The organism is Streptomyces daliensis (assembly GCF_054782395.1).
Genome location: NZ_BAAGSO010000015.1, coordinates 81,202 through 103,210, shown reverse-complemented (window position 1 = coordinate 103,210; position 22,009 = coordinate 81,202). Strand labels below are relative to the sequence as shown.

General features: G+C 74.1%; 17 protein-coding genes and 1 tRNA gene. 10 read left to right on the top strand and 8 right to left on the bottom strand.

The window, feature by feature from the left end:
- Positions 1-8 precede the first annotated feature (8 nt).
- Together ACYVOO_RS04585 and ACYVOO_RS04580 are read right to left on the bottom strand one after the other, a co-directional pair.
- Positions 9-2,009, bottom strand: a complete 2,001-nt coding sequence (locus tag ACYVOO_RS04585) for a serine/threonine-protein kinase (protein WP_461014345.1) — start codon at positions 2,007-2,009, stop codon at positions 9-11.
- 191 nt (positions 2,010-2,200) lie between these two features.
- The gene (locus tag ACYVOO_RS04580; RefSeq protein ID WP_461014344.1) at positions 2,201-4,132 is read right to left on the bottom strand and encodes a protein kinase domain-containing protein; all 1,932 of its coding nucleotides are present in this window, start codon (positions 4,130-4,132) and stop codon (positions 2,201-2,203) included.
- Positions 4,133-4,319: 187 nt separating this feature from the next.
- Between ACYVOO_RS04580 and ACYVOO_RS04575 the strand changes: the two genes are divergently transcribed.
- Together ACYVOO_RS04575 and ACYVOO_RS04570 are read left to right on the top strand one after the other, a co-directional pair.
- A complete protein-coding gene (locus ACYVOO_RS04575) occupies positions 4,320-5,039 on the top strand; it encodes a DUF4956 domain-containing protein (protein ID WP_461014343.1) in 720 nt (239 codons plus the stop codon).
- Positions 5,036-5,827: a VTC domain-containing protein gene (locus tag ACYVOO_RS04570; RefSeq protein WP_461014342.1), complete on the top strand. Its 792-nt coding sequence runs from the start codon at positions 5,036-5,038 to the stop codon at positions 5,825-5,827. Before ACYVOO_RS04575 ends, ACYVOO_RS04570 begins: the two co-directional genes overlap by 4 nt.
- A 46-nt stretch (positions 5,828-5,873) precedes the next feature.
- On the opposite strand, the gene ACYVOO_RS04565 is transcribed toward ACYVOO_RS04570, so the two are convergent.
- Positions 5,874-7,259, bottom strand: coding sequence for a sensor histidine kinase (locus ACYVOO_RS04565; protein ID WP_461014341.1), 1,386 nt, complete (start codon positions 7,257-7,259; stop codon positions 5,874-5,876).
- A complete protein-coding gene (locus ACYVOO_RS04560) occupies positions 7,252-7,992 on the bottom strand; it encodes a response regulator transcription factor (RefSeq protein ID WP_461014340.1) in 741 nt (246 codons plus the stop codon). Before ACYVOO_RS04560 ends, ACYVOO_RS04565 begins: the two co-directional genes overlap by 8 nt.
- A gap of 113 nt (positions 7,993-8,105) precedes the next feature.
- On the opposite strand from ACYVOO_RS04560, the gene ACYVOO_RS04555 reads away from it, so the two are divergent.
- The 4 genes from ACYVOO_RS04555 (at position 8,106) to ACYVOO_RS04540 (ending at position 12,004) form a co-directional block, all read left to right on the top strand.
- Positions 8,106-8,720, top strand: a complete 615-nt coding sequence (locus ACYVOO_RS04555) for a hypothetical protein (RefSeq protein ID WP_461014339.1) — start codon at positions 8,106-8,108, stop codon at positions 8,718-8,720.
- Between the two features lie 119 nt (positions 8,721-8,839).
- The gene (locus tag ACYVOO_RS04550) at positions 8,840-10,261 is read left to right on the top strand and encodes an aminotransferase class III-fold pyridoxal phosphate-dependent enzyme (protein ID WP_461014338.1); all 1,422 of its coding nucleotides are present in this window, start codon (positions 8,840-8,842) and stop codon (positions 10,259-10,261) included.
- Between the two features lie 86 nt (positions 10,262-10,347).
- Complete coding sequence (locus ACYVOO_RS04545) at positions 10,348-11,118, top strand: GntR family transcriptional regulator (protein ID WP_461014337.1); 771 nt, start codon at positions 10,348-10,350, stop codon at positions 11,116-11,118.
- Positions 11,119-11,350: 232 nt separating this feature from the next.
- On the top strand, positions 11,351-12,004 hold the full coding sequence (locus tag ACYVOO_RS04540; protein ID WP_453348376.1) for a hypothetical protein: 654 nt from the start codon (positions 11,351-11,353) through the stop codon (positions 12,002-12,004).
- Positions 12,005-12,127: 123 nt separating this feature from the next.
- Here ACYVOO_RS04540 and ACYVOO_RS04535 read toward each other — a convergent pair whose 3' ends face one another.
- Positions 12,128-12,994 (bottom strand): SLATT domain-containing protein, encoded by an 867-nt coding sequence (locus ACYVOO_RS04535; RefSeq protein ID WP_461014336.1) that lies wholly within the window; start codon positions 12,992-12,994, stop codon positions 12,128-12,130.
- A gap of 244 nt (positions 12,995-13,238) precedes the next feature.
- Between ACYVOO_RS04535 and purD the strand changes: the two genes are divergently transcribed.
- From purD to ACYVOO_RS04515, 4 genes are all read left to right on the top strand, one after another.
- Positions 13,239-14,525, top strand: a complete 1,287-nt coding sequence (gene purD / locus ACYVOO_RS04530; protein ID WP_461014335.1) for a phosphoribosylamine--glycine ligase — start codon at positions 13,239-13,241, stop codon at positions 14,523-14,525.
- 300 nt (positions 14,526-14,825) lie between these two features.
- Positions 14,826-16,646 carry a hypothetical protein gene (locus tag ACYVOO_RS04525; protein ID WP_461014334.1) on the top strand — a complete coding sequence of 607 codons (1,821 nt, stop codon included), beginning with the start codon at positions 14,826-14,828 and terminating at the stop codon, positions 16,644-16,646.
- A 299-nt stretch (positions 16,647-16,945) separates the two neighbouring features.
- The gene (locus ACYVOO_RS04520; RefSeq protein ID WP_461014333.1) at positions 16,946-18,430 is read left to right on the top strand and encodes a N,N-dimethylformamidase beta subunit family domain-containing protein; all 1,485 of its coding nucleotides are present in this window, start codon (positions 16,946-16,948) and stop codon (positions 18,428-18,430) included.
- Between the two features lie 185 nt (positions 18,431-18,615).
- Positions 18,616-19,548 carry a phosphoribosylaminoimidazolesuccinocarboxamide synthase gene (locus ACYVOO_RS04515; protein WP_461014332.1) on the top strand — a complete coding sequence of 311 codons (933 nt, stop codon included), beginning with the start codon at positions 18,616-18,618 and terminating at the stop codon, positions 19,546-19,548.
- A gap of 139 nt (positions 19,549-19,687) precedes the next feature.
- On the opposite strand, the gene ACYVOO_RS04510 is transcribed toward ACYVOO_RS04515, so the two are convergent.
- The 3 genes from ACYVOO_RS04510 to ACYVOO_RS04500 form a co-directional block, all read right to left on the bottom strand.
- A tRNA-Gly gene (locus ACYVOO_RS04510) sits at positions 19,688-19,760 on the bottom strand.
- A 55-nt stretch (positions 19,761-19,815) separates the two neighbouring features.
- Positions 19,816-20,472, bottom strand: coding sequence for a response regulator transcription factor (locus ACYVOO_RS04505; protein WP_461014331.1), 657 nt, complete (start codon positions 20,470-20,472; stop codon positions 19,816-19,818).
- Complete coding sequence (locus ACYVOO_RS04500; RefSeq protein WP_461014330.1) at positions 20,469-21,977, bottom strand: sensor histidine kinase; 1,509 nt, start codon at positions 21,975-21,977, stop codon at positions 20,469-20,471. The genes ACYVOO_RS04505 and ACYVOO_RS04500 overlap by 4 nt, the downstream gene beginning before the upstream one ends.
- Positions 21,978-22,009: the final 32 nt, after the last annotated feature.

Below are 22,009 nucleotides of genomic sequence, written 5' to 3'. Positions count from 1 at the left end.
CCCCGGCGTCAGTTCACGCGGGTGTACGTCAGCGACGTGTAGCCGCCGGGGAACTCGCGGACGAGCTGGCCGTCACCGGTGACGCGCAGTTCCGACGCGTCGCCGGTGGCGCAGTCGCCCGAGGAGCGCTTCTGGTTCACCAAGGGGGGTGCCACGCGCAGGGGTTCGTCCGTGCCGCCCGCGGAGAAGAGGTCGACGGACGCCTCGCAGTGTTCGCCGCCGCCCTCGGAGACCAGAGTGACGGCGGCGCTGCCCACGGGCTTGCGCTCCACCGTCATGCGCTGCGTGCCGCCGTTGGCCAGGGGGCGCTGCCAGGTGCCGATGTAGGCGTCGGGGATCTTCTCGGCGCCGGTGACCTTGCGGAGCTTCGCGCTGCGCCCTGCGGCCTTCCAGGTGAGGGTGCCGTCGGAGTTGTGGATGAGGGTGTGGGAGCCCAGGGCCGAGCACCTGCCGTCGGGCACGCTCTTGACGACCTTGGTGTCCAGCTCCACCGACGTCTTGCCGTTGGAGTTCGTCGTGACGGTGTCGAGCTTGCCGTCGCTCTTGCACTCGTAGGTCTTGCCCAGGCTGATGCTGTCGGCGACGATCTCGCCCACGGCCCCCTTCGAGATGACGAAGCGCCGGTACTGGCCCGTCGGCTCCCCGTACCTGTCGACGGGACCGCTCCAGGTGCCGACGAAGTCGGCGGGGACGTCCGAAGCGCCGCTGCCGCTCGCGTCGTCCGCGCCCGAGACCGAGCCCAGCAGCGGCACGTCGGCCCCCGAGGCGACGACCCCCGCGCACGCGACCAGCACCACGGCGCCCAGCGCCAGCAGGAGGCGGCGCCGCCGGGACCGTCCGCCACGCGCGCTTCCGGTCTCCGCGCCGCCCGCGCCGCCGGACCTGGCCCCCTTGGCTCCCGTGCCGACGAGCCCCGTCTCCGCACCGTCGGACGCGCTCGCGAGCACGCCGTGCTGCGCCGCCGGCGCCTCAGAGCCGGAGCCGGAAGCGGAACCGGCCCCCGGCGGCGGCGTCGCGGACGCCTCCGCGCCCTGCCCCTGCCCCTGCCCCGCCCCCGTACGGGCCGTGTCGCGCGAGCCCGAGGGCGGCGTGTCCGTGTCGAGAAGCTGCACGGCGTGCCGCCCCAGTTCGGCGATGAGCGTCGCGGGGAGCCAGGGTGCGGAGGCGGTGCCCGTGGAGATGGGCTGGACGCGCGCGACGACGTCCTCGGGCGCTGGCCGCTTCTCGGGGTCCTTCGCCATGCAGTCCGAGATCAGGCTCAGCAGCGGCTCGGTGATGCCCTCCAGATCGGGGTCCTCCGTCGCGATGCGGAACATCACCGAGTGGACGCCGCCGGGACCGCCCCCGCCGAACGGCGGCCGGCCCGTCGCCGCGTACGCCAGCAGCGTGCCCATGCAGAACACGTCGCTCGCCGGGGTCAGGTTCTGGCTCCTGATCTGCTCGGGCGACATGAAGGTGGGGGAGCCGACGGTGACCCCGGTGCTGGTCATCGAGGACTCGGGGAGCGCGTAGAGGGCGCGGGCTATGCCGAAGTCGATGACGCGGGGGCCGTCGATCGTGAGCAGGACGTTGGACGGTTTGAGGTCGCGGTGGATCAGCCCGGCGCCGTGGATGTCGAGGAGGGCGCTGGCGAGCCCGTAGGCGAGGGTGCGTACGGAGCGCTCGGGCAGCGGCCCGTGGCCGCCCCGCACGCTGCCGGAGACGACCTCGTCGAGGGAGGGGCCCGCGATGTAACCGGTGGCGACCCAGGGCGTGTCCGCCTCGGTGTCGGCGTCCAGGACGGGCGCCGTCCAGCGCGCGCCGACGCGCCGCGCCGCCTCCACCTCCTGACGGAAGCGGGCGCGGAACAGTTCCTGGGAGGCCAGTTCGGTCTTGACGAGCTTGACCGCGACGGTCCTGCCGCCTTCGGAGCGCGCGAGATAGACGCGGCCCATGCCCCCGCTGCCGAGCCTGCTCAGCAGCCGGTAACCGCCTATCCACTGCGGGTCGTCCGCTGCCAGGTCTCCCATCCCGTCCCTCATCTCGGTTCGTGTGCGTCCGTCCTGAGACCTTCTCACTGTCGTTCACGAAGGTCACAGGAGGGCTGCCAACCGGTTCCCTTTCGGCCGTTACGGGTGGGGCCGACGCCGCACTGCGCGGACATGTGGGCAGGTCAGGGGCGTGGTGAAGGTGGTGCGACGGGAGTGGGGAGGTGCTGCGGTCACGGTGTGGCGGTCAGCCTGTCGTGCTGTACGGAGCTGAGGCGGATGACGTAGACGAGGGCGAGGATCGCGGCCGGGATACCGAAGAAGTCGGTGAACAGGCCGACGGCGACGACCCCTTGGGCGTCGCTCAGGCTCGTCGAGTCGTACCAGCTCTCCCAGGAGCCGATGAAGTCGAGGCAGAAGGTGATGACCCACAGGGTCCACCACGCGTTGACCACGCCGCGCGGCACGCGCGGGCGCTGTTGCCCGTACCACTGGCCCGTGCCGGGAAGGCTGGCCGTCCACACGTCGTTGGCGATCTGCTTCGGCATGAACAGGTTGCAGACCGGGATGAACCAGGAGGCGGCGGCCAGCTCGGGCGCGTAGCGGATGCGGCCGGGCGCGAAGTGCTCCGCGTTGACCCGTACCCGCCAGAACCACACCGTCCACAGCACGATCAGCGGCAGCCCGATGACGGCGGCGAGGACCTCCATCGCGACGGTGGAGTTCTTCAGCAGGACGAAGTCCGTCGCCGTGTCGACCTCGCGCAGGGAGCCCTCCATCGCGGTCAGCGACGAGTCCACCATCAGCAGCACGACGAGATCGGCCACGTTCCACGCCAGGAGAAGGCCCAGCAGCAGGTTGATGTACCGGGCCAGCGGCTGCGGCGAGCGCGCGGGGCGGCTCGGGGGCGGCGGCGCGGCCGCGGGGGCGGGCGCGGGGGTGCCGTTGGGGCCGTTGGGGCCGTAGGACGGGCCGACGGCGAAGCCGGGGTTCGGGGTGTTCGGGATGCCGGGTCCGGGGCCCGGCGGCTGCGGTTGCCACGGCTGCGGCTGCGGCTGCCCGTACGGGCCCGCCGGGCCCGGAGCGCCCATGACGCCCGTGGGCGGCCCGTACACGCCGGTCGGCGCGCCGAAGGACGGCGGCGGGGTGGAGGAGACCGGGGGCGGCGGGGTGGAGGCCGCCCCATGGGACGACGCGGACGAGGGGGACGACGGGGGAGGCGTCGAGGGGCCGTTGTACGGGGACTGCTGCTGGCCCTCCGGGTCCTCGCTGTCCAGGAGCTGGACGGCGTGCCGTCCGAGCTGGGCCAGCACCTCGCCTGGCAGCCACGTCGCGGCGAGTGCGCCGCCGCCGGTCCGCTCGGTGAGCGCGTCGAGACCGGGGCGGCCCGCCGGGTCCTTGACGAGGCAGTCGGCTATCAGCTCCCGCAGCGCGCCGGATATGCCCGTCAGATCGGGCTCCTCCTCGGCGATGCGGAAGAGCAGCGCGTGGATGCCGCTGTCGGAGGTGCCGAAGGGCATCCGGCCCGTCGCCGCGTACGCGAGCACGGCGCCGAGGCAGAAGACGTCGCTCGCGGTCGTGACCCGCTCCCCCCGCACCTGTTCGGGCGACATGAAGCCGGGCGAGCCCACGAGCGCGCCCGTGCGGGTCAGCCCGCCCGCCGACTGGACGGCCGTGTCGAGGGCGCGCGCTATGCCGAAGTCGATGACGCGGGGGCCGTCGATGGTGATCAGGACGTTGGACGGCTTGAGGTCGCGGTGGATGAGCCCGGCGTCGTGCACGGCGCGCAGCGCCTGGACCAGGCCGGAGGCCAGCGCGGTGACGGAGTGCTCGGGCAGCGGGCCGTAGTGCTCGTCGACGACCTCGGTGAGGGAGGGGCCCGCGACGTAACCCGTCGCGACCCAGGGCGTGTCCGCCTCGGTGTCGGCGTCCAGGACGGGCGCCGTCCAGGTGCCGCCGACGCGGCGGGCCGCCGCGATCTCCAGCGCGAACCTGCGGCGGAAGTCGGGCTGCCTGGCAAGCTCGGACTGCACGACCTTGACCGCGACCGTACGGCCGCGCTCGGAGCGCGCCAGATACACGAGGCCCATGCCGCCCTCGCCCAGCCTGCCGAGCAGCCGGTAACCCCCGATCCAGCGTGGATCTTCGGTACTCAGCCGCTTCATGTGTGCTACCTCTCCCCCGATGCCCGGTGTCGGCTGGTCCGAGGATAGAGGTGCCCGGACGGCCGGATGTGCGAGGGAGCGCATCCGATTCGGTCTCGATACGTTCGCCGCCGCCCGATCGCGCGGCCCGCGACCTTTAACGGCTGGAGGAGGTCGCGTTAACCCTCGGCTGCCTAGCGTCCTCGGCATGGATTCGATCAGTCAACTCCTCGCCCACCTGGGCCTCGACCTCGTCGCCGTCCTGACGCTGACGTTCGCGGTCTACTACCCGAGACACCGGCGCCGGGACCTCGTGCCCGCCTACCTCGCGCTGAACGTCTCGCTGTTCGCGGTGGTCGCGGCGCTCGCGCGGGTCGGCGGCGACGGCGGGCTCGCGCTCGGCTTCGGCCTCTTCGGCGTGCTGTCGATGATCAGGCTGCGGTCGGAGTCCATCCAGAACGAGGAGGTCGCCTACTACTTCACGACCCTCGTCCTCGGCCTCATAGCGGGCCTGCCCCACCTGCCCTTCGCGCTCGCCGCCACGCTGTGCGCGCTGCCGCTCGCCGTGGTCTGGGCCGCCGACCACCCGCGCCTCTTCGCCCGTACGCTCCGCGCGGTCGTCACCTTCGACGCGGCGCTGACCGAGCCGGACGCCGTGGAGGCGTATGTGCGCGAGCGCTTGGGGGAACCGCAGTCGTGGAAGGTTCAGGAGATCGACTACGTACGCGATCTCGCCGTCGTCGACGTCCGCTACCGCCTGAGCGCGGCGCCCGCGCACCACGCGGACGGTACGGGACACGCGGCCCGCGCCGAGCGCCCCGAGCGCGCCGACCGCACGGCTCCGGCGCCCGCCCCCTACGCCGCGTCCACGACCGAGCCCACGTCCACGACCGCGATCGCCGACCACTCCCAGGAGGCCGCCGTATGACCGCCCCCGCCGTCCGCGCCATTGGCCGCGCCGCGCTCTCCGCGCACCCCATCGCGCTCTCCGACGTCCTCGCCCGCGCCCAGCTCCTGGCCCGGTTCGACCGCGCCTACTTCGTCCCGGCCCGCGTCTTCCTGGACTTCGCGGCCCGCCTCACCGACCCGCGCCGCCGCGACCCCTTCCGCGCGCTGTCCATCGACGGCCGCCGCTGGTTCCGCTACCACTCCGTCTACTACGACACCGAGGGACTGCGCTCGTACCACGACCACCGCCAGGAGCGCCGGCACCGGTTCAAGATCCGGGAGCGGCTCTACGAGGACTCGGGGGAGCGGCAGTTCGAGCTGAAGCTGAAGGGGAGCAGGGGCGAGACGGTGAAGTACCGCCAGCCACTGGAGGGCTCCGCGCTCGGCGACCGGCCCCGGCGCTTCCTGGAGGAGACCCTGTCCTCCGTCTACGGGATCGAGGCGCCCACCTCCCTGCGCCCCTCCCTCGTCACGGACTACCTGCGCGCGACGCTCGTCGCCGAGGGCCAGCGCATCACGTGCGACGCGGGCCTGGTCTGCCGGGACGCGGCGGCCGACGAGTCGCGTGGCGTGCGGGGCGCGAGCGATCTCGTCCTCGTCGAGACGAAGTCGGCCGGGCATCTGACGGAGGCGGACCGGATGCTGCACGCGTACGGGATACGGCCCGCCGACTTCACCAAGTACGCCGCTCTGGGCGCACTCCGCCCCTCCCTGCCCTCCAACCGCTGGCACCGTGGCCTGGCGACGGCGTTCCCCGGCCGCGGGTGACGTACCGGACGCGCCCGATGTGCCCGGCGCGCCTCGGCGAGCCCTCTCAGGCGAGCCCGAAGCGGCACCGCACGCGCGCGCCCCGCGCCTGCCCCCGGCCGTCGTCGCCCGCCGCGCCGAAGGTGACCCCGCCGCCGGAGTCCTCCGCCGTGCGGCGGGCGATGTCCAGGCCGAGCCCCGTCGAGCCCGCGCCGCTGCTGCCCCGTGCCGTCACGCTCTCGCCGCCCCCGTCGCCGTCGCCGTCGTCGGGGAAGCCGGGCCCGTCGTCCTCCACCAGCAGGACGCCGTCGTCCGTGACGGTCACCCACAGCCCGGTGCCGTCGGGGGTGTGGTCCAGGACGTTGCCGATCAGCGCGTCGAGCAGCGCCCGCAGATCGTCGCCCGACACCCGCACCACGACGCTCCCGGACGGCACCGTCACCGACACGGCCCGGCCCTGGTCCTCGGCGAGCGGCGCCCAGAACCCGGCGCGCTCCCTGGCGACGGCTGCGAGGTCGGCGCGCTCGCTGCCCGGCTCGGCGCCCGCCCTGCGCGCCGTGCGGATCACCTCGTCCACGCTGCGCTCCAGCGCCACGACCCCGGCCCCGATCCTGGCCGCCTCCTCCGGGTCGCGCAGGCCCTCGGCGTCGAGGCGCAGCGCGGCGACGGGCGTACGCAGCCGGTGCGCGAGGTCGGCGGCGCGCTCCCGCTCGGCGGCGACGAGCCCGCCGATGCGCTCCCCGAGTTCGTTCAGCCGCCCCGCGACGAGGCGCAGCTCGTCGGGCCCCAACGGCTCGGCCCGCGCGTCGAGCTGCCCGCCCGCCAGCCGGTCGGCGACCCCGGCGAGCAGCCGCGTGGCCCGCACGAGGCGCGCGGCGAGCCGGTCCGCGAAGGCGAGGCCCAGCAGCATGAGGGCCACGCCGAGCCCCGCGACCGCCAGCCAGGACGGCAGCACACCGGCCCGCAACTGGCCCTCGCTCACGGCGACCTGCACGACAGAGGCGCCGTTCTCCTTCGCGTCCGAGCCCGTCTTCGCGTCCGAGCCCGTCCCCAGCACGGGGACCATGACCACGCGCCCGCCCGACGCCGGCGAGTAGGTGAAGGCCCGCCCGTGCCGGGCCAGCCGCAGCGCCGCCGTGCTCACGTCGGGCGCCCGCTTGCCCAGGGTGTCCCCGTCGGCGAGGACGACCGACGTACGCGGCTGCCCCCTCCCGTTCAGCCCATCCAGCACACCGCGCACCACGTCGCGCCCGTCCCGCTCGGCCGCGCCTCCCGCACCGGCGCCGACGAGCGAGCCGCCCACGACGGCCGCGACGGACTGCCCGCGCTCGGTCGCGTCCGTCATCGCGCGGTCCTCCGCGTGGCTGCGGGCCAGCAGGGCCAGCGGGACCAGGAGGACGGCGAGGACGACGGCGGTCGTCGTCCCGATCAGCACCAGCAGTTGCCTACGCACGGCCGCCCTCCCCGTCTCCGGCGTCCCCGCCGCCTTCCGGTTTCTCCTCGGGGGCCGCGAGCTTGACGCCGACCGTGCGCACCGTGTGCAGATAGCGCGGGCGCTGGGCCGTCTCGCCCAGCTTCCGCCGCAGCCAGGACAGGTGCACGTCGACGGTCTTGTCCGCGCCGCCCAGCGGCTGCTGCCAGACCTCGGCCAGCAGCTCGCGCCGCGAGACGACCTGGCCCTCGCGCCGGGCGAGGTAGCACAGCAGGTCGAACTCGCGCGGCGTCAGCTCCAGCGGCTCCCCGTCGAGCGTCACCTCGCGGGCCGAGGGCGCGACGCTGAGCCCGCCGACCCGTACGGGCGCCTCCGGTTCCTCGGCGGCGCCCGCGCCCAGCCGCCGCAGCACCGCCTTGATCCGCGCGTCCAGCTCGCCGGAGCCGAAGGGCTTGACGATGTAGTCGTCGGCGCCGTCGCCGAGCGCCGCGACGATGTCGGTCTCCTCGTCCCTGGCCGTCGCGACGATGACGGGCACGTCGCTCACGGACCGCAGCATCCGCAGCACGCTGCCGCCGTCCACGTCGGGCAGGCCCAGGTCGAGCACCACGAGGTCGGGGCGGTGCGTGACGGCCGCGTCCAGGCCCGCCATCCCGGTCGAGGCGGTGGCCACGGCGTGCCCGCGGTCGCGCAGCGCGCGTACGAGGGCGCCGCGGAGCTGGGGGTCGTCCTCGACGACCAGGAGATGGGACATACCCGTCACGGTAGCGAGGGCCCGCGGCAGGGAAACACCGGGTACGTGTACCGGCCAGCGATTTTGTGGGGGCCTTAACCGGGCGTTAGGGAAGCGCGCGCCACACTGGCGGCATGGCTGAGGACGAGACCGCCGCGCGCGGCGCGGGCGAGGGGACCGAGGGGACCGAGGGGGCCGAGGGACCCACGCGGCGGCGCGGTGTGGCAGCGGCGGCGTGGGTGTGCTCGGTGGCCGCTGCGGCGGTACTGGGCGCGTGGTCGTTCGCGCACGCGGACCCGGGCGGCCAGTACGAGCGGCCCGAGCCGCTGAGCGACGCGGGCGTACGGCAGGAGCTGGCCCAGGAGCGCGCCGCCGCTGCCTCCGCTTCGGCTTCCGCTTCCGCGAGCGCGTCCCCGTCGAAGGGGGCGCCGTCCAAGGGGAGCCCCTCCAGCGGGGCAGCCTCCAGCGGGACGCCCTCCGAGAAGCCCGCGCCGCCCTCCACCGTCCGCTTCCCCGACGGCGTCGCCACCGCCACGGCCGACTGCCGCCCCGACGGCACCGTCCGCCTCCTGAGCTGGAGCCCCGCCGAGGGCTACAGCGTGGACGAGGTCGAGCGCGGCCCAGCGCGCAGCGCCACCGTCGAGCTGGAACCGCTCGCGGACGACGCCGACGACATCACCGTCGCCGTACGCTGCGACGATGGGAAACCCCACACGACAGTCGTACCGGAGGACGAGGACGACGACTGATCCATAGGGTGGGGGCGTCCGTCCTCCCCCGCGCTCCCCCACGGGCGCGGGAGGCCCCCTGTCCGGGCGGACGACACGCGACGAACCGCGACGACACGCGACGAACCGAGGTAGCGACCGTGACGACGACGCACTCCGCGCACTCCGCCGAGACGCCCGCACCCGACCCCGCCGCCGGCGCGGCGGTCAAGGCAGCCGACCGCGCCCACGTCTTCCACTCCTGGTCGGCCCAGGGCCTCATCGACCCCCTGCCCATCGCGGGCGGCGAGGGCTCGTACTTCTGGGACTACGAGGGCAACCGCTACCTCGACTTCGCCTCCCAGCTCGTCAACACCAACATCGGCCACCAGCACCCCAAGGTCGTCGCCGCCATCCAGGAGCAGGCGGGGCGCATGTGCACGATGGCGCCCGGCTTCGCCGTGGACGTGCGGGCCGAGGCCGCGCGGCTCATCGCAGAGCGCACGCCGGGCGACCTCGACAAGATCTTCTTCACCAACGGCGGCGCCGAGGCCGTCGAGCACGCCGTGCGCATGGCCCGCGTCCACACGGGCCGCCCCAAGATCCTCAGCACCTACCGCTCGTACCACGGCGCCACGGGCGCGGCCATCAACATCACGGGGGACGCGCGGCGCTGGCCCTCCGACAACGGCACGGCGGGCGTCGTCCACTTCTTCGGCCCGCACGCCTACCGCTCCCACTTCTACGCCGAGACCGAGGAGCAGGAGTGCGAGCGGGCGCTGGCCCACCTTGAGGAGACCATCGCCTTCGAGGGCCCGCAGACCGTGGCGGCGGTCGTCCTGGAGACCGTCGTCGGCACGGCGGGCATCCTCGTGCCGCCGCCCGGCTACCTCGCGGGCGTGCGCGAGATCTGCGACCGCCACGGCATCGTCTTCGTCCTCGACGAGGTCATGGCGGGCTTCGGACGCACGGGCGCCTGGTTCGCTGCCGACCACTTCGACGTCGTGCCCGACCTCATCACCTTCGCCAAGGGCGTCAACTCCGGCTACGTCCCGCTCGGCGGCGTCGCCATCTCCGGTGCCGTCGCGGCCACCTTCGACCAGCGCCCCTACCCCGGCGGCCTCACCTACTCGGGGCACCCGCTGGCCTGCGCCTCCGCCGTCGCGACGATCAACGCCATGGCCGAGGAGGGCATCGTCGAGCACGCGGCGCACATCGGCGAGAACGTGATCGGCCCGGCGCTGCGCGAGATCGCCGAGCGGCACCCGTCGGTCGGCGAGGTGCGCGGCATGGGCGTCTTCTGGGCGCTCGACCTGGTGAAGGACCGCGCGACGCGCGAGCCGCTGGTGCCGTACAACGCGAGCGGCGCGGCGAACGCGCCGATGGCCGCCTTCGCGGCGGCCTGCAAGCGCGGCGGCGTGTGGCCCTTCGTGAACATGAACCGCACGCACGTCGTCCCGCCGTGCACCGTCACCGAGGCGGAGGCGAAGGAGGGCCTGGCCGTCCTCGACGCGGCGCTGAACGAGGCCGACGCGCACACCGTCGACGCCGCCGGTGCCGCGACCGACGCCGCGCGTGGCTGACCAGGGAGGCGGAGCGGAGTGAGCGGCGTGAGCGGCGTGAGCGGAGGCATCGGCGGCACGGCCGTCGACGGGGAGGGCCGACGGCCATGATCCGGCGCAGCACCCTGCGCGCGCAGATCGCCGCCGCGCTGCGCGACGAGATCCTGGCCGGACGCCTGCCGACGGGCCGGGACTTCACCGTCAAGGAGATCGCCGAGCAGTTCGGCGTCTCCGCCACCCCTGTGCGCGAGGCTCTGGTGGACCTCGCCGCACAGGGGCTCCTGGACATGGAGCAGCACCGGGGCTTCCGGGTGCACGAGTTCACGCTCGGCGACTTCCGCGCGATGGTCGAGGCGCGCACCCTCGTGCTCGACGGCATCTTCCACCGCGCGCACCTCGCGGGCGAATGGCTCGCGGACACCGAGCCCGAGGTGCTCGCCTCCGTGCACCGCCGCGCCGAGTCCGCCGAACGGGCCGCGCTCACCGGCGACCTCGACGTCCTGATCGGCTACGACCTCCGCTACTGGCGCGAGTTGGGCGGCCTGGTCAGCAACCCGTACATCTGCGACTTCCTCGACCGCCTGCGCGTCCAGTGCTGGGTGTTCTCGGTGCCGTGGCTGCGCCGCGAGCGCTCGCTCGCGGGGCGCCTGTGGTCCGGGCACAGGGAACTGGCCGACGCGGTGACCCGGCGCGACGCGGCCACGGCGCAGCGCCTCGTCGCCGCCTACAACCAGCACGCGCTGGACCAGGTGGCCAACTGCCGCGCGGCACGCGAGGGTCAGGAGGGCCCGGAAGGCCGGGAGGGCTGGGAGGGCCGGGACGGTCCGGATGAGAACCAGGACGTCCCGCGTGAGAACCGGGACGTTTCCGAAACGTGACGGCCCGTGTGCGTGGGGCGAGCGGGGCATTACGCTGTCACGTCTGACAGACCGAACGGCACCCGTGTCCGTCCAGCCGTCCGTCTCCCGCCCGCCCCCGCCTCGCGGCCGTCCGTCCCCGACTGCTCGGCCGCGGGCGGACTGACGCGGCGGCCGACCGGGCACAGTGAGTCCAACAGCGTCCGTGCGGTCTCCGCACGGCTCGCCACCCGTTGTGGATGGGAGCAAATCCTTGGCGTGTGATCTCTGGCTGGTTCCCCTCGTCGACGTGCTGTGTCACAGCCCCGACAATCCGTTCGCGGAGGAGATCGCCTCCTACGACAAGGCACTGAACGACGCGGGGCTGCCTCCGGTCCCCGTCTACAACTACATGCCGGGCCTGTCAGGCGACGTCGCGCCCGTCGCGGGCTTCGACTACGACGCGCTGCACTTCCTGCGCCGCGCCTACCTCCTCCAGCTGCACGGCCTGGAGGTCACGCCCGTCGACGAACTGGGCGGCGACTACGAACAACTGCTGGAGATGTTCGAGGCGACCGCCCAGCAGTCCCACCTCGTCTGGCACTACGACCACGCGGGCGCCTACGTCCCCATCGACTTCGCCGCACCCCTGGCGAACGACGAACTCCTGGAGGGCGGCGGCCCGCTCGGCTCGGGGCACGGGCTGCTGCGCGAACTGGAGGCGGTCGCCCCGTATCTGGGCATCGACCACGCCAACCCGCCCGCGGCGCCCGAGCCGCCGTCCCATCCGACGGAGCTGGAGGAGCCCGCGACCTCACCCGTCGCCTACGGGGACGGCCCCTTCGCCCGCGAACGGCACGTCTGGCTCGGCCTGCACGCGGCGGTGACGCGCAGCCTGGCCCAGGGCTCGATGATCGTCTTCAGCTGACCCGCGCGCTCAGCGGGACGTGCCGTCCCCGTGCTTCGCGGGACGCGCTGCCCGCCCGTGCTCCGGCCGGGGGCGCTCACCGCCCGCGCCGTCCCGGCGGGCCCGCCGCGGATCAGCCGCTGATCAGCCGAACCGTGGTGGCCCGCCGGGCCCGCCCGAGCCGTTCGGGCCGCCGAATCCGCCGGGGCCCGCGGGCCCGCCGGGGCCGCTGCCCGGCGGGCGCTGACGGGGCATGCTCGGCCGGGTCCCCGGCGGCAGCGTGAACCGCTCGTTCGCCGTCGGACAGCCGCCTCGCGCGAGCCCGTCCTCCTCCTGCCGCGCGCGCGGCGCCGCGCGCGCGGCGACGGCCTGCGTCTGGAGCGGTACGGGCCCGGCGCGGAACCCCGTCATCCAGTCCGTGGTCTCGTCCCGCACGATCTCCGCGACGTCCTCGGAGAACCGCCGCAGCACCCCCAGCGACCGCTCGGCCGCCTCCCCCGTGGTGCCCTCGGCAGGGCCCAGCACCTCGCGGATGCTCTCCGTCGCCCAGTCGTACTGGAGCGCCTCCAGCCGCCGCTGGACCGCCTGCGCGGTGGCCACGTCCCGCATCCACCCGGCCGTCAGCCCGAAATAGCGGTCGGCGCCGACGCAGGCGGCGGCGCCGAGCAGCGCCACGTACCCCCAGGCGCCGACGTCCGGCACGGTGCCCGTCACCTCCAGGAGCGGCAGCGCGGCGCCCGCGGCGACGCCCGCCGCGGCACCGGCCCGCAGCACGCGGGCGCCCCTGCGCTTCCACACGCGGTCGACGAGATACCACTCCACGATCCGCAGCGCGCCGTGCTCCACCCACTGGTACAGCTCGTTCAGCCGCCCGTAGGGCTCCTCCCAGTCCCCCTGCGGAAACGCCCGGCCCAGCAGATCCCTGCGCCGCGGATCCCGGCGCCGCAGATCCCCACGCCGCGCGCCGCCCTTCCGGTAAGCACCCTCGGGCTGCATCCCCGGCTGACTCACCCCGCCACTCCCAACAACCCTTGCGACAGGCCGTATCCCGACCACCCGGAAAGTCTGACGTATCCCCCAAACGTCCCTGCACCGCCACACCCCCCTGCTCCCCGCCCCTAACCAGCACCCATCCCCCCACACCACCTCAACCCCCTCACCCGAAAGAGTTCCCGCCGTAGGACGCGACCCGCGTCCCCCGGCCCCCGAGGGAGGGCGGGGAGACGCGGCGCGGAGCGCGGATAGGCTGGGGGGCGTGAGGATCCTGGTCATTGGCGGCGGTGCCCGCGAACACGCCCTGTGCCGCTCTTTTTCGCTCGACCCCGACGTCACAGCGCTCCACTGCGCCCCCGGCAACGCGGGCACAGCGGAGATCGCCACGTCGCACGCCGTCGACGCGCTCGACGGTGCCGCCGTCGCCGGTCTCGCGCAGGAGGTCGCGGCCGACCTCGTCGTCGTCGGCCCGGAGGCCCCGCTCGTCGCGGGCGTCGCCGACGCCGTGCGCGCCCGGGGCATCCCCGTGTTCGGCCCGTCGGCGGAGGCGGCCCAGCTCGAAGGCTCCAAGGCGTTCGCCAAGGACGTCATGGCGGCTGCGGGCGTCCCCACGGCCCGTAGCTACGTGTGCACCGAGCCCGCGCAGATCGACGAGGCCCTCGACGCCTTCGGCCCCCCGTATGTCGTCAAGGACGACGGCCTCGCCGCAGGCAAGGGCGTCGTGGTGACCCCGGACGTCGAGGAGGCCCGCGCACACGCGCTGGCCTGCGAGCGGGTCGTCATCGAGGAGTTCCTGGACGGCCCCGAGGTCTCCCTCTTCGCGGTCACCGACGGCGAGACCGTCGTCCCGCTCCAGCCCGCGCAGGACTTCAAGCGCGCCTACGACGGCGACGAGGGCCCGAACACGGGCGGCATGGGCGCCTACTCCCCGCTGCCCTGGGCCGACCCCAAGCTCGTGGACGAGATCGAGCAGACGGTGCTCCAGCCGACCGTCGACGAGCTGCGCCGCCGCGGCACGCCCTTCTCGGGGCTGCTGTACGCGGGCCTCGCGATCACCTCGCGCGGCGTGCGCGTCATCGAGTTCAACGCGCGCTTCGGCGACCCGGAGACCCAGGCCGTGCTCGCCCGGCTCAAGACGCCGCTGGCGGGGCTGCTGCACGCCGCCGCGACGGGGCAACTGGCGGAGTTCCCGCCGCTGCGCTGGAGCGACGGCGCGGCCGTCACGGTCGTCGTCGCCGCGCACGGCTACCCGGCGGCGCCCCGCACGGGTGACCCGATCGAGGGACTGGCGGAGGTCGCCGAGCAGGACGCGCCCAAGGCGTACGTGCTGCACGCGGGCACCAAGCTGGACGAGCGGGAGCGCGTCGTCAGTGCGGGAGGGCGCGTGCTGTCGGTCACCGCGACCGGCTCGGACCTGGGGAAGGCGCGCGAGCGCGCGTACGCCGCCGTCGGGCGCGTCCGTCTCGACGGCTCGCACCACCGCACGGACATCGCGCGCAAGGCGGCGGAGGACGCGGGGGACGCGGGGGATGCGGCCGGGGACCACTGACCTGGGGCCCCGCCGCCCGCGTCCCGCCGACCCGTCCCGTCGCACCCCCAGCCGCATATGGGGCACCTCTCCCACCCCCCTCACGCGCAATAGCTCTCCCCAAAGCCATTCCATCGGGTGACCGCTCGGCTTTACGGCTGACGGGTGACCGGCCCCCAACTAGGGTTCCGCGCAAGCCGTGTGGAGCGTCCGTCGACTGGCCCCGTGCACATTGCGCTGTCAGTCCCCGGTGCCACAGTGGGGTGAAGCCGGAAAATCCCGGGCCCGGGAAGGCCGGTGCTCCGGGAATGCCGTCTGGGGGTGAGCAAGCTCGTGGTTGGCCAGGAGGCAGGCACGCGGTCCGCGCGTGCACACGCACTCGCGGTGCTGCGCATCCGCAGCACCGTGCTCGGCGTCGCGCTGCTGCCCGCGGCCGTCGCGGTGGTGCTGCTCGTCGGGGGCGCGACGGGACGGATCGGTCCGGACTGGAACGGCGTGCGCTGGGGCGTCAGCGCCTTCGCGCTGCTGGTGCTCCTGCCCGTGCTGTGCGTCTCGGCCGTGGTGTCACGGGCGCGGCCCGCCGTGTCGCCGACGGTTCCGCTGGAGGAGCGCTCGGCCCCCGATCTCTACAACCTGGTGCGGGACCTGGCCGACCGCCTGGACGTGCCCGTCCCCTCCGCGATAGCCCTCACCCCGGACTGCGACAGCTGGCTGGAGGACCGCACCCACCCGGCGCAGCGCGCGGGCTCCGCCTTCCGGTCACGCGGCGCCTCGCGCGCCGCGCCCGTGCTGGTCATCGGCTCGCCCTTCATGTGGTGGATGCGGGTGGCGGAGCTGCGCGCCCTGCTGGCCCCCGTGGTCGCGGGCACGGGCCCCTCGGCGCACCCGGACATAGCCGCCTCGCGCCGTTTCGTGCGGGGTCTCGACGCGGCCGTCGCCGTCGCCGACCGCGCCCGCAAGGGCGCCGAGCCGGCGCCCGCGCCGGACTCCGGTGCGGAATCCGGGGGCGCGGGGGCGCGGCTGGTGCGCGCGCTGGGCCGCGCTGCCTCGCGGCCCGTCCTCCGCTTCGTGGGCCGCGCGGCCAGGATGATGCTGCGCGCCGCGGGCCCGCACGCCGCCGAGATGGAACGCGGCGTCGCAGCGGCTGCCGCCTCCCGCGCGCAGAACGTGGACTACGGCCTGCGGACGGTGGCCCAGGAACAGGTCGGCCTCGCCTACGCGGGCTGGGACAGATTGTTGACGCGCGTCGCGCTCCCCGCCTGGCGCATCGGCCGCTGGCCCGCGCGGCTGGACGCGGGAGTGGTCTCGGCCCTCACCGAGCTGTCCCGCCGGGACCGCCTCGCCGAGGGCTTCGCGAGCAGGCTGGGGGAGCGCCCGGCCTGCGATCTGCTCGAAGAGCCCGGCGCGGTCGACGGCGCGGTCTCCCTTCTCGCGGCGCGACTGTTCATCGGCTCCCCGCCCCCGGAGAGCGGCACGGGCAGGGGAGCGGACGGGCGCGGCCCGCACTGGTCCCCCGTGGACTGGTCCGCGTATCCGGAGGAGGTCGTGGACGTCATCTGGCGTACGGAGGCGTCCCGCCTCTTCGCCGCGCTCGACGAGGTGCCGGACCTGCGCGCCGACCGTTCGGAAGACCCCCGCTCCGGCGAAGCCCGCATGGGGGGCCACCCCGGCGGTTCCGGAAGCTCTGGCGGCCCGGACGACGAGGACCTCCAGGGCCCGACCCTCGCCCGGATCATGGACAGGCTGTCCGGGGGAGGTGGTGCGACGGATGCCCTCGCGGCCCGGATCACCAGAGCCGTGTCCCAGGCGGACCCCGCGGAGACGTCGGGCGGACCGCTCATACCCGGCGCCGGGGACGTCACGGCCTCTCCTCTCGGGCTGCCGCTCCAGCCGCCGCGCAGCGGCCGGGAGCTGATGGCGGACCACATCACGGCGGCCGTGTGCTGCGCCGCCGTGGACACCGCGGGCGCCTCGGCGGGGCTCGACTGGCTGGACGGCCCGGCCCTGCTCGTCGGCGGTGAGCGCAGGGCGGATCTGACGGGCCCTGTGCTCGATCTGGTGGAGGAGGGGAACGCAGGACCGCTGCGCGACTGGCTCGCGGAGGTCGGCGTGCGCCCGGACAAGCCCGTACGGCTCGTCTGAGCCCGCGCAAGGCGCCCTCCGGTGCGCCTCCCCGGGCAACGGCTCTTCACCGGATTCGCGACGAACGGTAACGGTGCGTTCGCTTTATGTGATGTGCTGGGCGTGCGTGGACAGCCGGAGCACGGGCACACGGCGCACGGCCGCTGGCCCCGATCCGTCAGCACACCAGGGCCAGGGCCAAGAGTGACGGCCACGGGCAATGGCCACGCGCAACGGCGACGAAGAACGGCGCGACGGGGTGTGACCAGCCTCGACCGGCAGCGGAGGAGCAGCGCGGGGGACGAGGGAGGGGAGCAGCAATGGGTACGGAGCAGATCCGGCGCTGGGAATCCGGCGCGCTCGCACACGCGGTCACCGATCCCTTCGGGCAGGGCCCGGTGCCCTGGCTCCGGGGCAGCGAGCACTACTTCGAGAACGGCCAGGTCGTTCCCTGGTACGTGGACTCCGTGGACCTCGGCCGGGTGCTCCCGGCCCACCGCATCCGCAGCGGCAGCGGCCCCCGCACCGCCGACGACGTACGGTGCCAGATCAAGGGCTTCGCCTCCCACGACGGCGGCACGGCGCCCGGTGAGTCCATCGACTTCCGGGTCACGGTCAATCCGCCCCAGCCCTTCAGCGTCGACATCTACCGCATCGGGCACTACGGCGGCGAGGGCGCCACCAAGATCACAACCAGCCCGCGCCTCTCCGGCATCGTCCAGCCCGCGCCGCTCACCGCAGAGCGCACCGTCTCCTGTCACCACTGGTGGCTCTCCTGGCGCCTCCAGATCCCGGAGTACTGGTCGACGGGCGCCCATGTCGCCGTCCTCACCACCGCCGACGGCTGCCGCTCCCACGTCGCCTTCACCGTCCGCGACCAGGACCCCGCCGATCTGCTCCTGGTGATGCCCGACGTCACTTGGCAGGCGTACAACCTCTTCCCCGAGGACGGCCGCACGGGCGCCAGCCTCTACCACGCCTGGGATGAGGACGGGCGGCTGCTGGGCGAGTCGGAGGCCGCCGTGACGGTGTCCTTCGACCGCCCGCACGCGGGCGCGGGGCTCCCCCTCCATGTCGGCCACGCCTACGACTTCATCCGCTGGGCCGAGCGTTACGGCTATGACGTCGCGTATGCCGACGCCCGCGATCTGCACGCGGGCCGCGTCGATCCCACCCAGTACCGGGGGCTGGTCTTCCCCGGTCACGACGAGTACTGGACGGTGCCGATGCGCCGTGCCGCCGAGAAGGCCAGGGACAACGGCACCTCGCTGGTCTTCCTCTCCGCCAACACCATGTACTGGCAGGTGGAGCTGGAGGCGCTGTCCAGCGGGGCGCCCGACCGGCTGCTGTCCTGCCGCAAGCGCCGCGGCCCGGGGCGCCCCGCGCTGTGGCGCGAACAGGGCGAGCCGGAGCAGCAGTTGCTGGGCATCCAGTACGCGGGCCAGGTGCCGGAGCCGTATCCGCTCATCGTCCGCAACGCAGGACACTGGATGTGGGAGGCCACCGGGGCGTCCGAGGGTGACGAACTGCCCGACCTCGTCGCGGGCGAGGCCGACCGCTATTTCCCGCGCACCAGCCTGCCCGAGCACACCCACCGCGTGCTGCTCGCGCACTCCCCGTACCGCGACGAGCGCAGGACCCGGCGCCACCAGGAGACGTCCCTCTACCGCGCACGCTCCGGCGCGCTGGTCTTCTCCTCCGGCACTTTCGCCTGGTCGCCGGCGCTGGACCGGCCCGGCTGTGTCGACGCGCGGGTCCAGCGTGCGACGTCCAATCTGCTCGACCGCATCTGCAAACGCGACTGAACGCGACCGAACGCGAGGGAACGCGGCGGGCCGCCCCGGCGGCCGTCCTGCACGAGCACGACGTGAGCACGAAGCGAGCGCGACAATTCCGGCCTTCGCCGCACCCTCCCGGGGGACGCGGGGGACCGTACGGAAGAATCGGGCTCCCGACCAGGTCCGGTTGGACCGTAACCCCCGGAGGACCAGTGTCCGGATTCGTGGAGAAGCCCGACCCCGCACAGGTGCCCGGCCTGGTGCATCTGCACACGGGCAAGGTGCGCGATCTGTACCGGAACGAGACGGGCGACCTCGTGATGGTCGCCAGCGACCGCACGTCCGCGTACGACTGGGTACTGCCCACCGAGATCCCCGACAAGGGCAGGATCCTCACCCAGTTGTCGCTGTGGTGGTTCGAGCAGCTCGCCGACATCGTGCCGAACCACGTGATCAGCACGGACGTCCCCGAGGGCGCCCCCGCCGACTGGGAGGGGCGCACCATGGTGTGCCGTTCGCTGCGGATGATCCCCGTCGAGTGCGTGGCGCGCGGCTATCTGACCGGCTCGGGCCTGAAGGAGTACGAGCGCTCGCGCACCGTCTGCGGCCTCGCGCTCCCCGAGGGGCTGACCGACGGCTCCGAGCTGCCGGGCCCGCTCTTCACCCCGGCGACGAAGGCCGAGGTGGGCGAGCACGACGAGAACGTGTCGTACGAGGAGGTCGCCCGCCAGGTCGGCGCCGACACCGCCGCGCTGCTGCGCCAGGCCACCCTGGCCATCTACCAGCGCGCCCGCGACATCGCGCGCGAGCGCGGCATCATCCTCGCCGACACGAAGTTCGAGTTCGGCTTCGCCGAGGGGAAGGGCGGGTCCGGAGACGGGGCCGCCGAGGGCGAACTGGTGCTGGCCGACGAGGTGCTGACGCCCGACTCGTCCCGTTTCTGGCCCGCCGACCAGTGGCAGCCGGGGCGCCCGCAGCCCTCCTTCGACAAGCAGTTCGTCCGCGACTGGCTGACGAGCCCCGCTTCGGGCTGGGACCACAACGGCGAGCAGCCCCCGCCGCCCCTCCCGCCGGAGATCGTCGAGCAGACCCGCGCCAAGTACGCGGAGGCGTACCGCCTGCTGACCGGCCTCCCCTGGTCCTGAGCGGCACCGCGCACCCGTTCCGTTCCGCGTGGCGCCGACGCCACGCGGAACGGGCCCTGCGGAAACCGCGCGCAGCGCACAGCGCACGAGAGCGCACGGAAAAGGGCCCCGGTCCGAAGACCGGGGCCCTGATTCACTGAGCGGACGACGAGGCTCGAACTCGCGACCTCAACCTTGGCAAGGTTGCGCTCTACCAACTGAGCTACGTCCGCACGTCCACTCGTTTCCGAGCGGTGCGTGCACCAGTATAGCCGGACTCCCGGACGGTCAGAGCCAGCCTCGTCCGCGGGCGATACGGACGGCCGTGTGCCGGTTCTCCGCGCCCAGCTTGGCGGCAGCGGCGGAGAGATAGTTCCGTACGGTGCCCGGCGTCAGCGAGGCGCGCTCCGCGATCTCCGCGACGGGCGCGCCGTCGGCCGCCAGCTCCAGCAGTTCCGCCTCGCGGGCCGTCAGCGGGGAGTCGCCCGCGCTGATCGCGTCGGCCGCCAACTCGGGGTCCACATAGCGGTTTCCGCCGTGCACCGTGCGGATGATCTCCGCGAGCTGCTGCGCCGAGGCGGTCTTCGGTACAAACCCGCGCACCCCGGCGGCCAGCGCCCGCTTCAGATGTCCCGGCCTGCCGTGACTCGTCACGATCATGGACCGGCATCCCGGCAGCAGATCGCGGAGCTGTGTGGCGACCTTCACACCGTCGGCGCCCGGCATCTGGAGGTCCAGCACGGCCACGTCGGGCCGGTGCGCCCGCGCCATGGCGACGGCCTCGGGGCCCGAGGCGGCCTCCGCGACGATCTCCAGATCGTCCTCCAGCGCGAGCAGCGCGGCCAGCGCCCCGCGGATCAAGTGCTCGTCGTCGGCGAGCAGTACGCGGACGACGGTGCGCGCGGCGGGCTCCTCCGCCTCTCCGGTACCTGTGTGCTCGGTCACTGTCCTCCTCCGACGGCTCCGTCGCGCACGGACCGCTGCTCCTGCTGCTCCTGCTGCTGCTCCGTGCCTTCGTTTTCCACGGCCCTGTTTCCGTCCACGTCCCCGGTGCCGATTCCGTCCACGGCGCCGTTCCCGTTCCCGGCGACGGGCTCGTCCACCGGGACCTCGGCGGTCAGCCGGAACGTGCCCGCGCCGGTGCCGTCCTCCTGAGTCTCCACCGTCAGCGTGCCGCCGAGCACGGCGAGGCGTTCGCGCAGCCCGGCCAGCCCATGGCCGCCGGAGTCGCCGGGGGCGCCGGAGCCGCGCGGGAACCCGGGGCGCGGGGCCTCCTTGACCCCGTCGTTCTCCATCACGAGCACCACCCGCGCCCCACCTTCGGCACCGGCACCGGACCCGGGACCCTCCTCGACCCCGACCCGTACCGCGCACCGCGTCGCGTCCGCGTGCCGCAGCACGTTCGTCGCGCCCTCGCGGACCACCCAGCCCAGCGCCGCCTGCACCGGTATGGGCAGCCCGGCCACCACCCCCGTCCCCTCGACCCGGCAGTCGGTGCCCGCGGCCCGCAGGATGCTCCGTGCCCCGGCGAGTTCGGTGGCCAGGCCCGCCTCCCGGTAGCCGCGCACCACGTCGCGTACCTCCGTGTGGGACTCCCGGGCCAGCCGCTGGACCTCGTTCATCTGGTCGACGGCCGCGGACGAACCGCGCTGCGCGAGCTGCACCGCCAGCTCGCTCTTGAGCGCGATGGCCGAGAGGTTGCGCCCCATCACGTCGTGCAGGTCCCGCCCGAAGCGCAGCCGCTCCTCGGCCACGGCCAGCCTCGCCTGTACGTCGCGGGCCTCGTCCAGTTCCCGCATCACCGCGAGGTACCAGGCCGAGCAGCGCCCCGTGAACACCCCGGTCAGCGCGCCGACGGCCAGCAGGACCACGGTGGCCGCCACGAGCGGCGCTTCGGCGCCCGCCATCGCGAGCGCGACGGTGGCGACCACGGTGAACACCCCGAAGACGAGCGCGGAGACCCGCTTGCGCGCCGCCATCCCCAGCGTCATCGCCAGCGGGGCCAGCGCCGCGAACAGGGCCATGCCCGCGCTCGACGGGCCCCGCACCGCGTCCAGCTCGGTCAGCGCCGTCACCAGCCCGAGGATCGCCGTCAGCAGCACGCCCAGCGCCGTCAGATGGAAGCGCGGAAGGGCCGTCCCGGCCGCCCCCGCCCCCGCTGCTCCCGCTGCCCCCGCCGACGTCCCGGCACCGGCGTAACGCTCGATGCACGGCGGCGTGAGCCTGGTCGACACGACGCACTGGACCAGGCCCAGCCCGAAGACGCTCCAGGCCAGCGCCTTCGGCAGGGAATCCGGCGCCGTCCGTGTGACGAGCTGGGTACCGCAGCCGATGAGCATGAACCACGGATAGCCGACGAGCAGCCACCGCGTCGTCACCTCGACCTGCTCGTGCCTGCTGCGCCGCCGCCAGGCGCGGCGCCCGCGCCCGGCGGGTCCCCAGTCACGCATGCCCCGCACCCCTCACACTTCCGGTCCTGACG

Coding starts and splice junctions, on each gene's coding strand:
- ACYVOO_RS04585 (WP_461014345.1), bottom strand. CDS start 2,009: ATGGGAGACCTGGCAGCGGACGACCCGCAGTGGATAGGCGGTTACCGG.
- ACYVOO_RS04580 (WP_461014344.1), bottom strand. CDS start 4,132: ATGAAGCGGCTGAGTACCGAAGATCCACGCTGGATCGGGGGTTACCGG.
- ACYVOO_RS04575 (WP_461014343.1), top strand. CDS start 4,320: ATGGATTCGATCAGTCAACTCCTCGCCCACCTGGGCCTCGACCTCGTC.
- ACYVOO_RS04570 (WP_461014342.1), top strand. CDS start 5,036: ATGACCGCCCCCGCCGTCCGCGCCATTGGCCGCGCCGCGCTCTCCGCG.
- ACYVOO_RS04560 (WP_461014340.1), bottom strand. CDS start 7,992: ATGTCCCATCTCCTGGTCGTCGAGGACGACCCCCAGCTCCGCGGCGCC.
- ACYVOO_RS04555 (WP_461014339.1), top strand. CDS start 8,106: ATGGCTGAGGACGAGACCGCCGCGCGCGGCGCGGGCGAGGGGACCGAG.
- ACYVOO_RS04545 (WP_461014337.1), top strand. CDS start 10,348: ATGATCCGGCGCAGCACCCTGCGCGCGCAGATCGCCGCCGCGCTGCGC.
- ACYVOO_RS04520 (WP_461014333.1), top strand. CDS start 16,946: ATGGGTACGGAGCAGATCCGGCGCTGGGAATCCGGCGCGCTCGCACAC.
- ACYVOO_RS04500 (WP_461014330.1), bottom strand. CDS start 21,977: ATGCGTGACTGGGGACCCGCCGGGCGCGGGCGCCGCGCCTGGCGGCGG.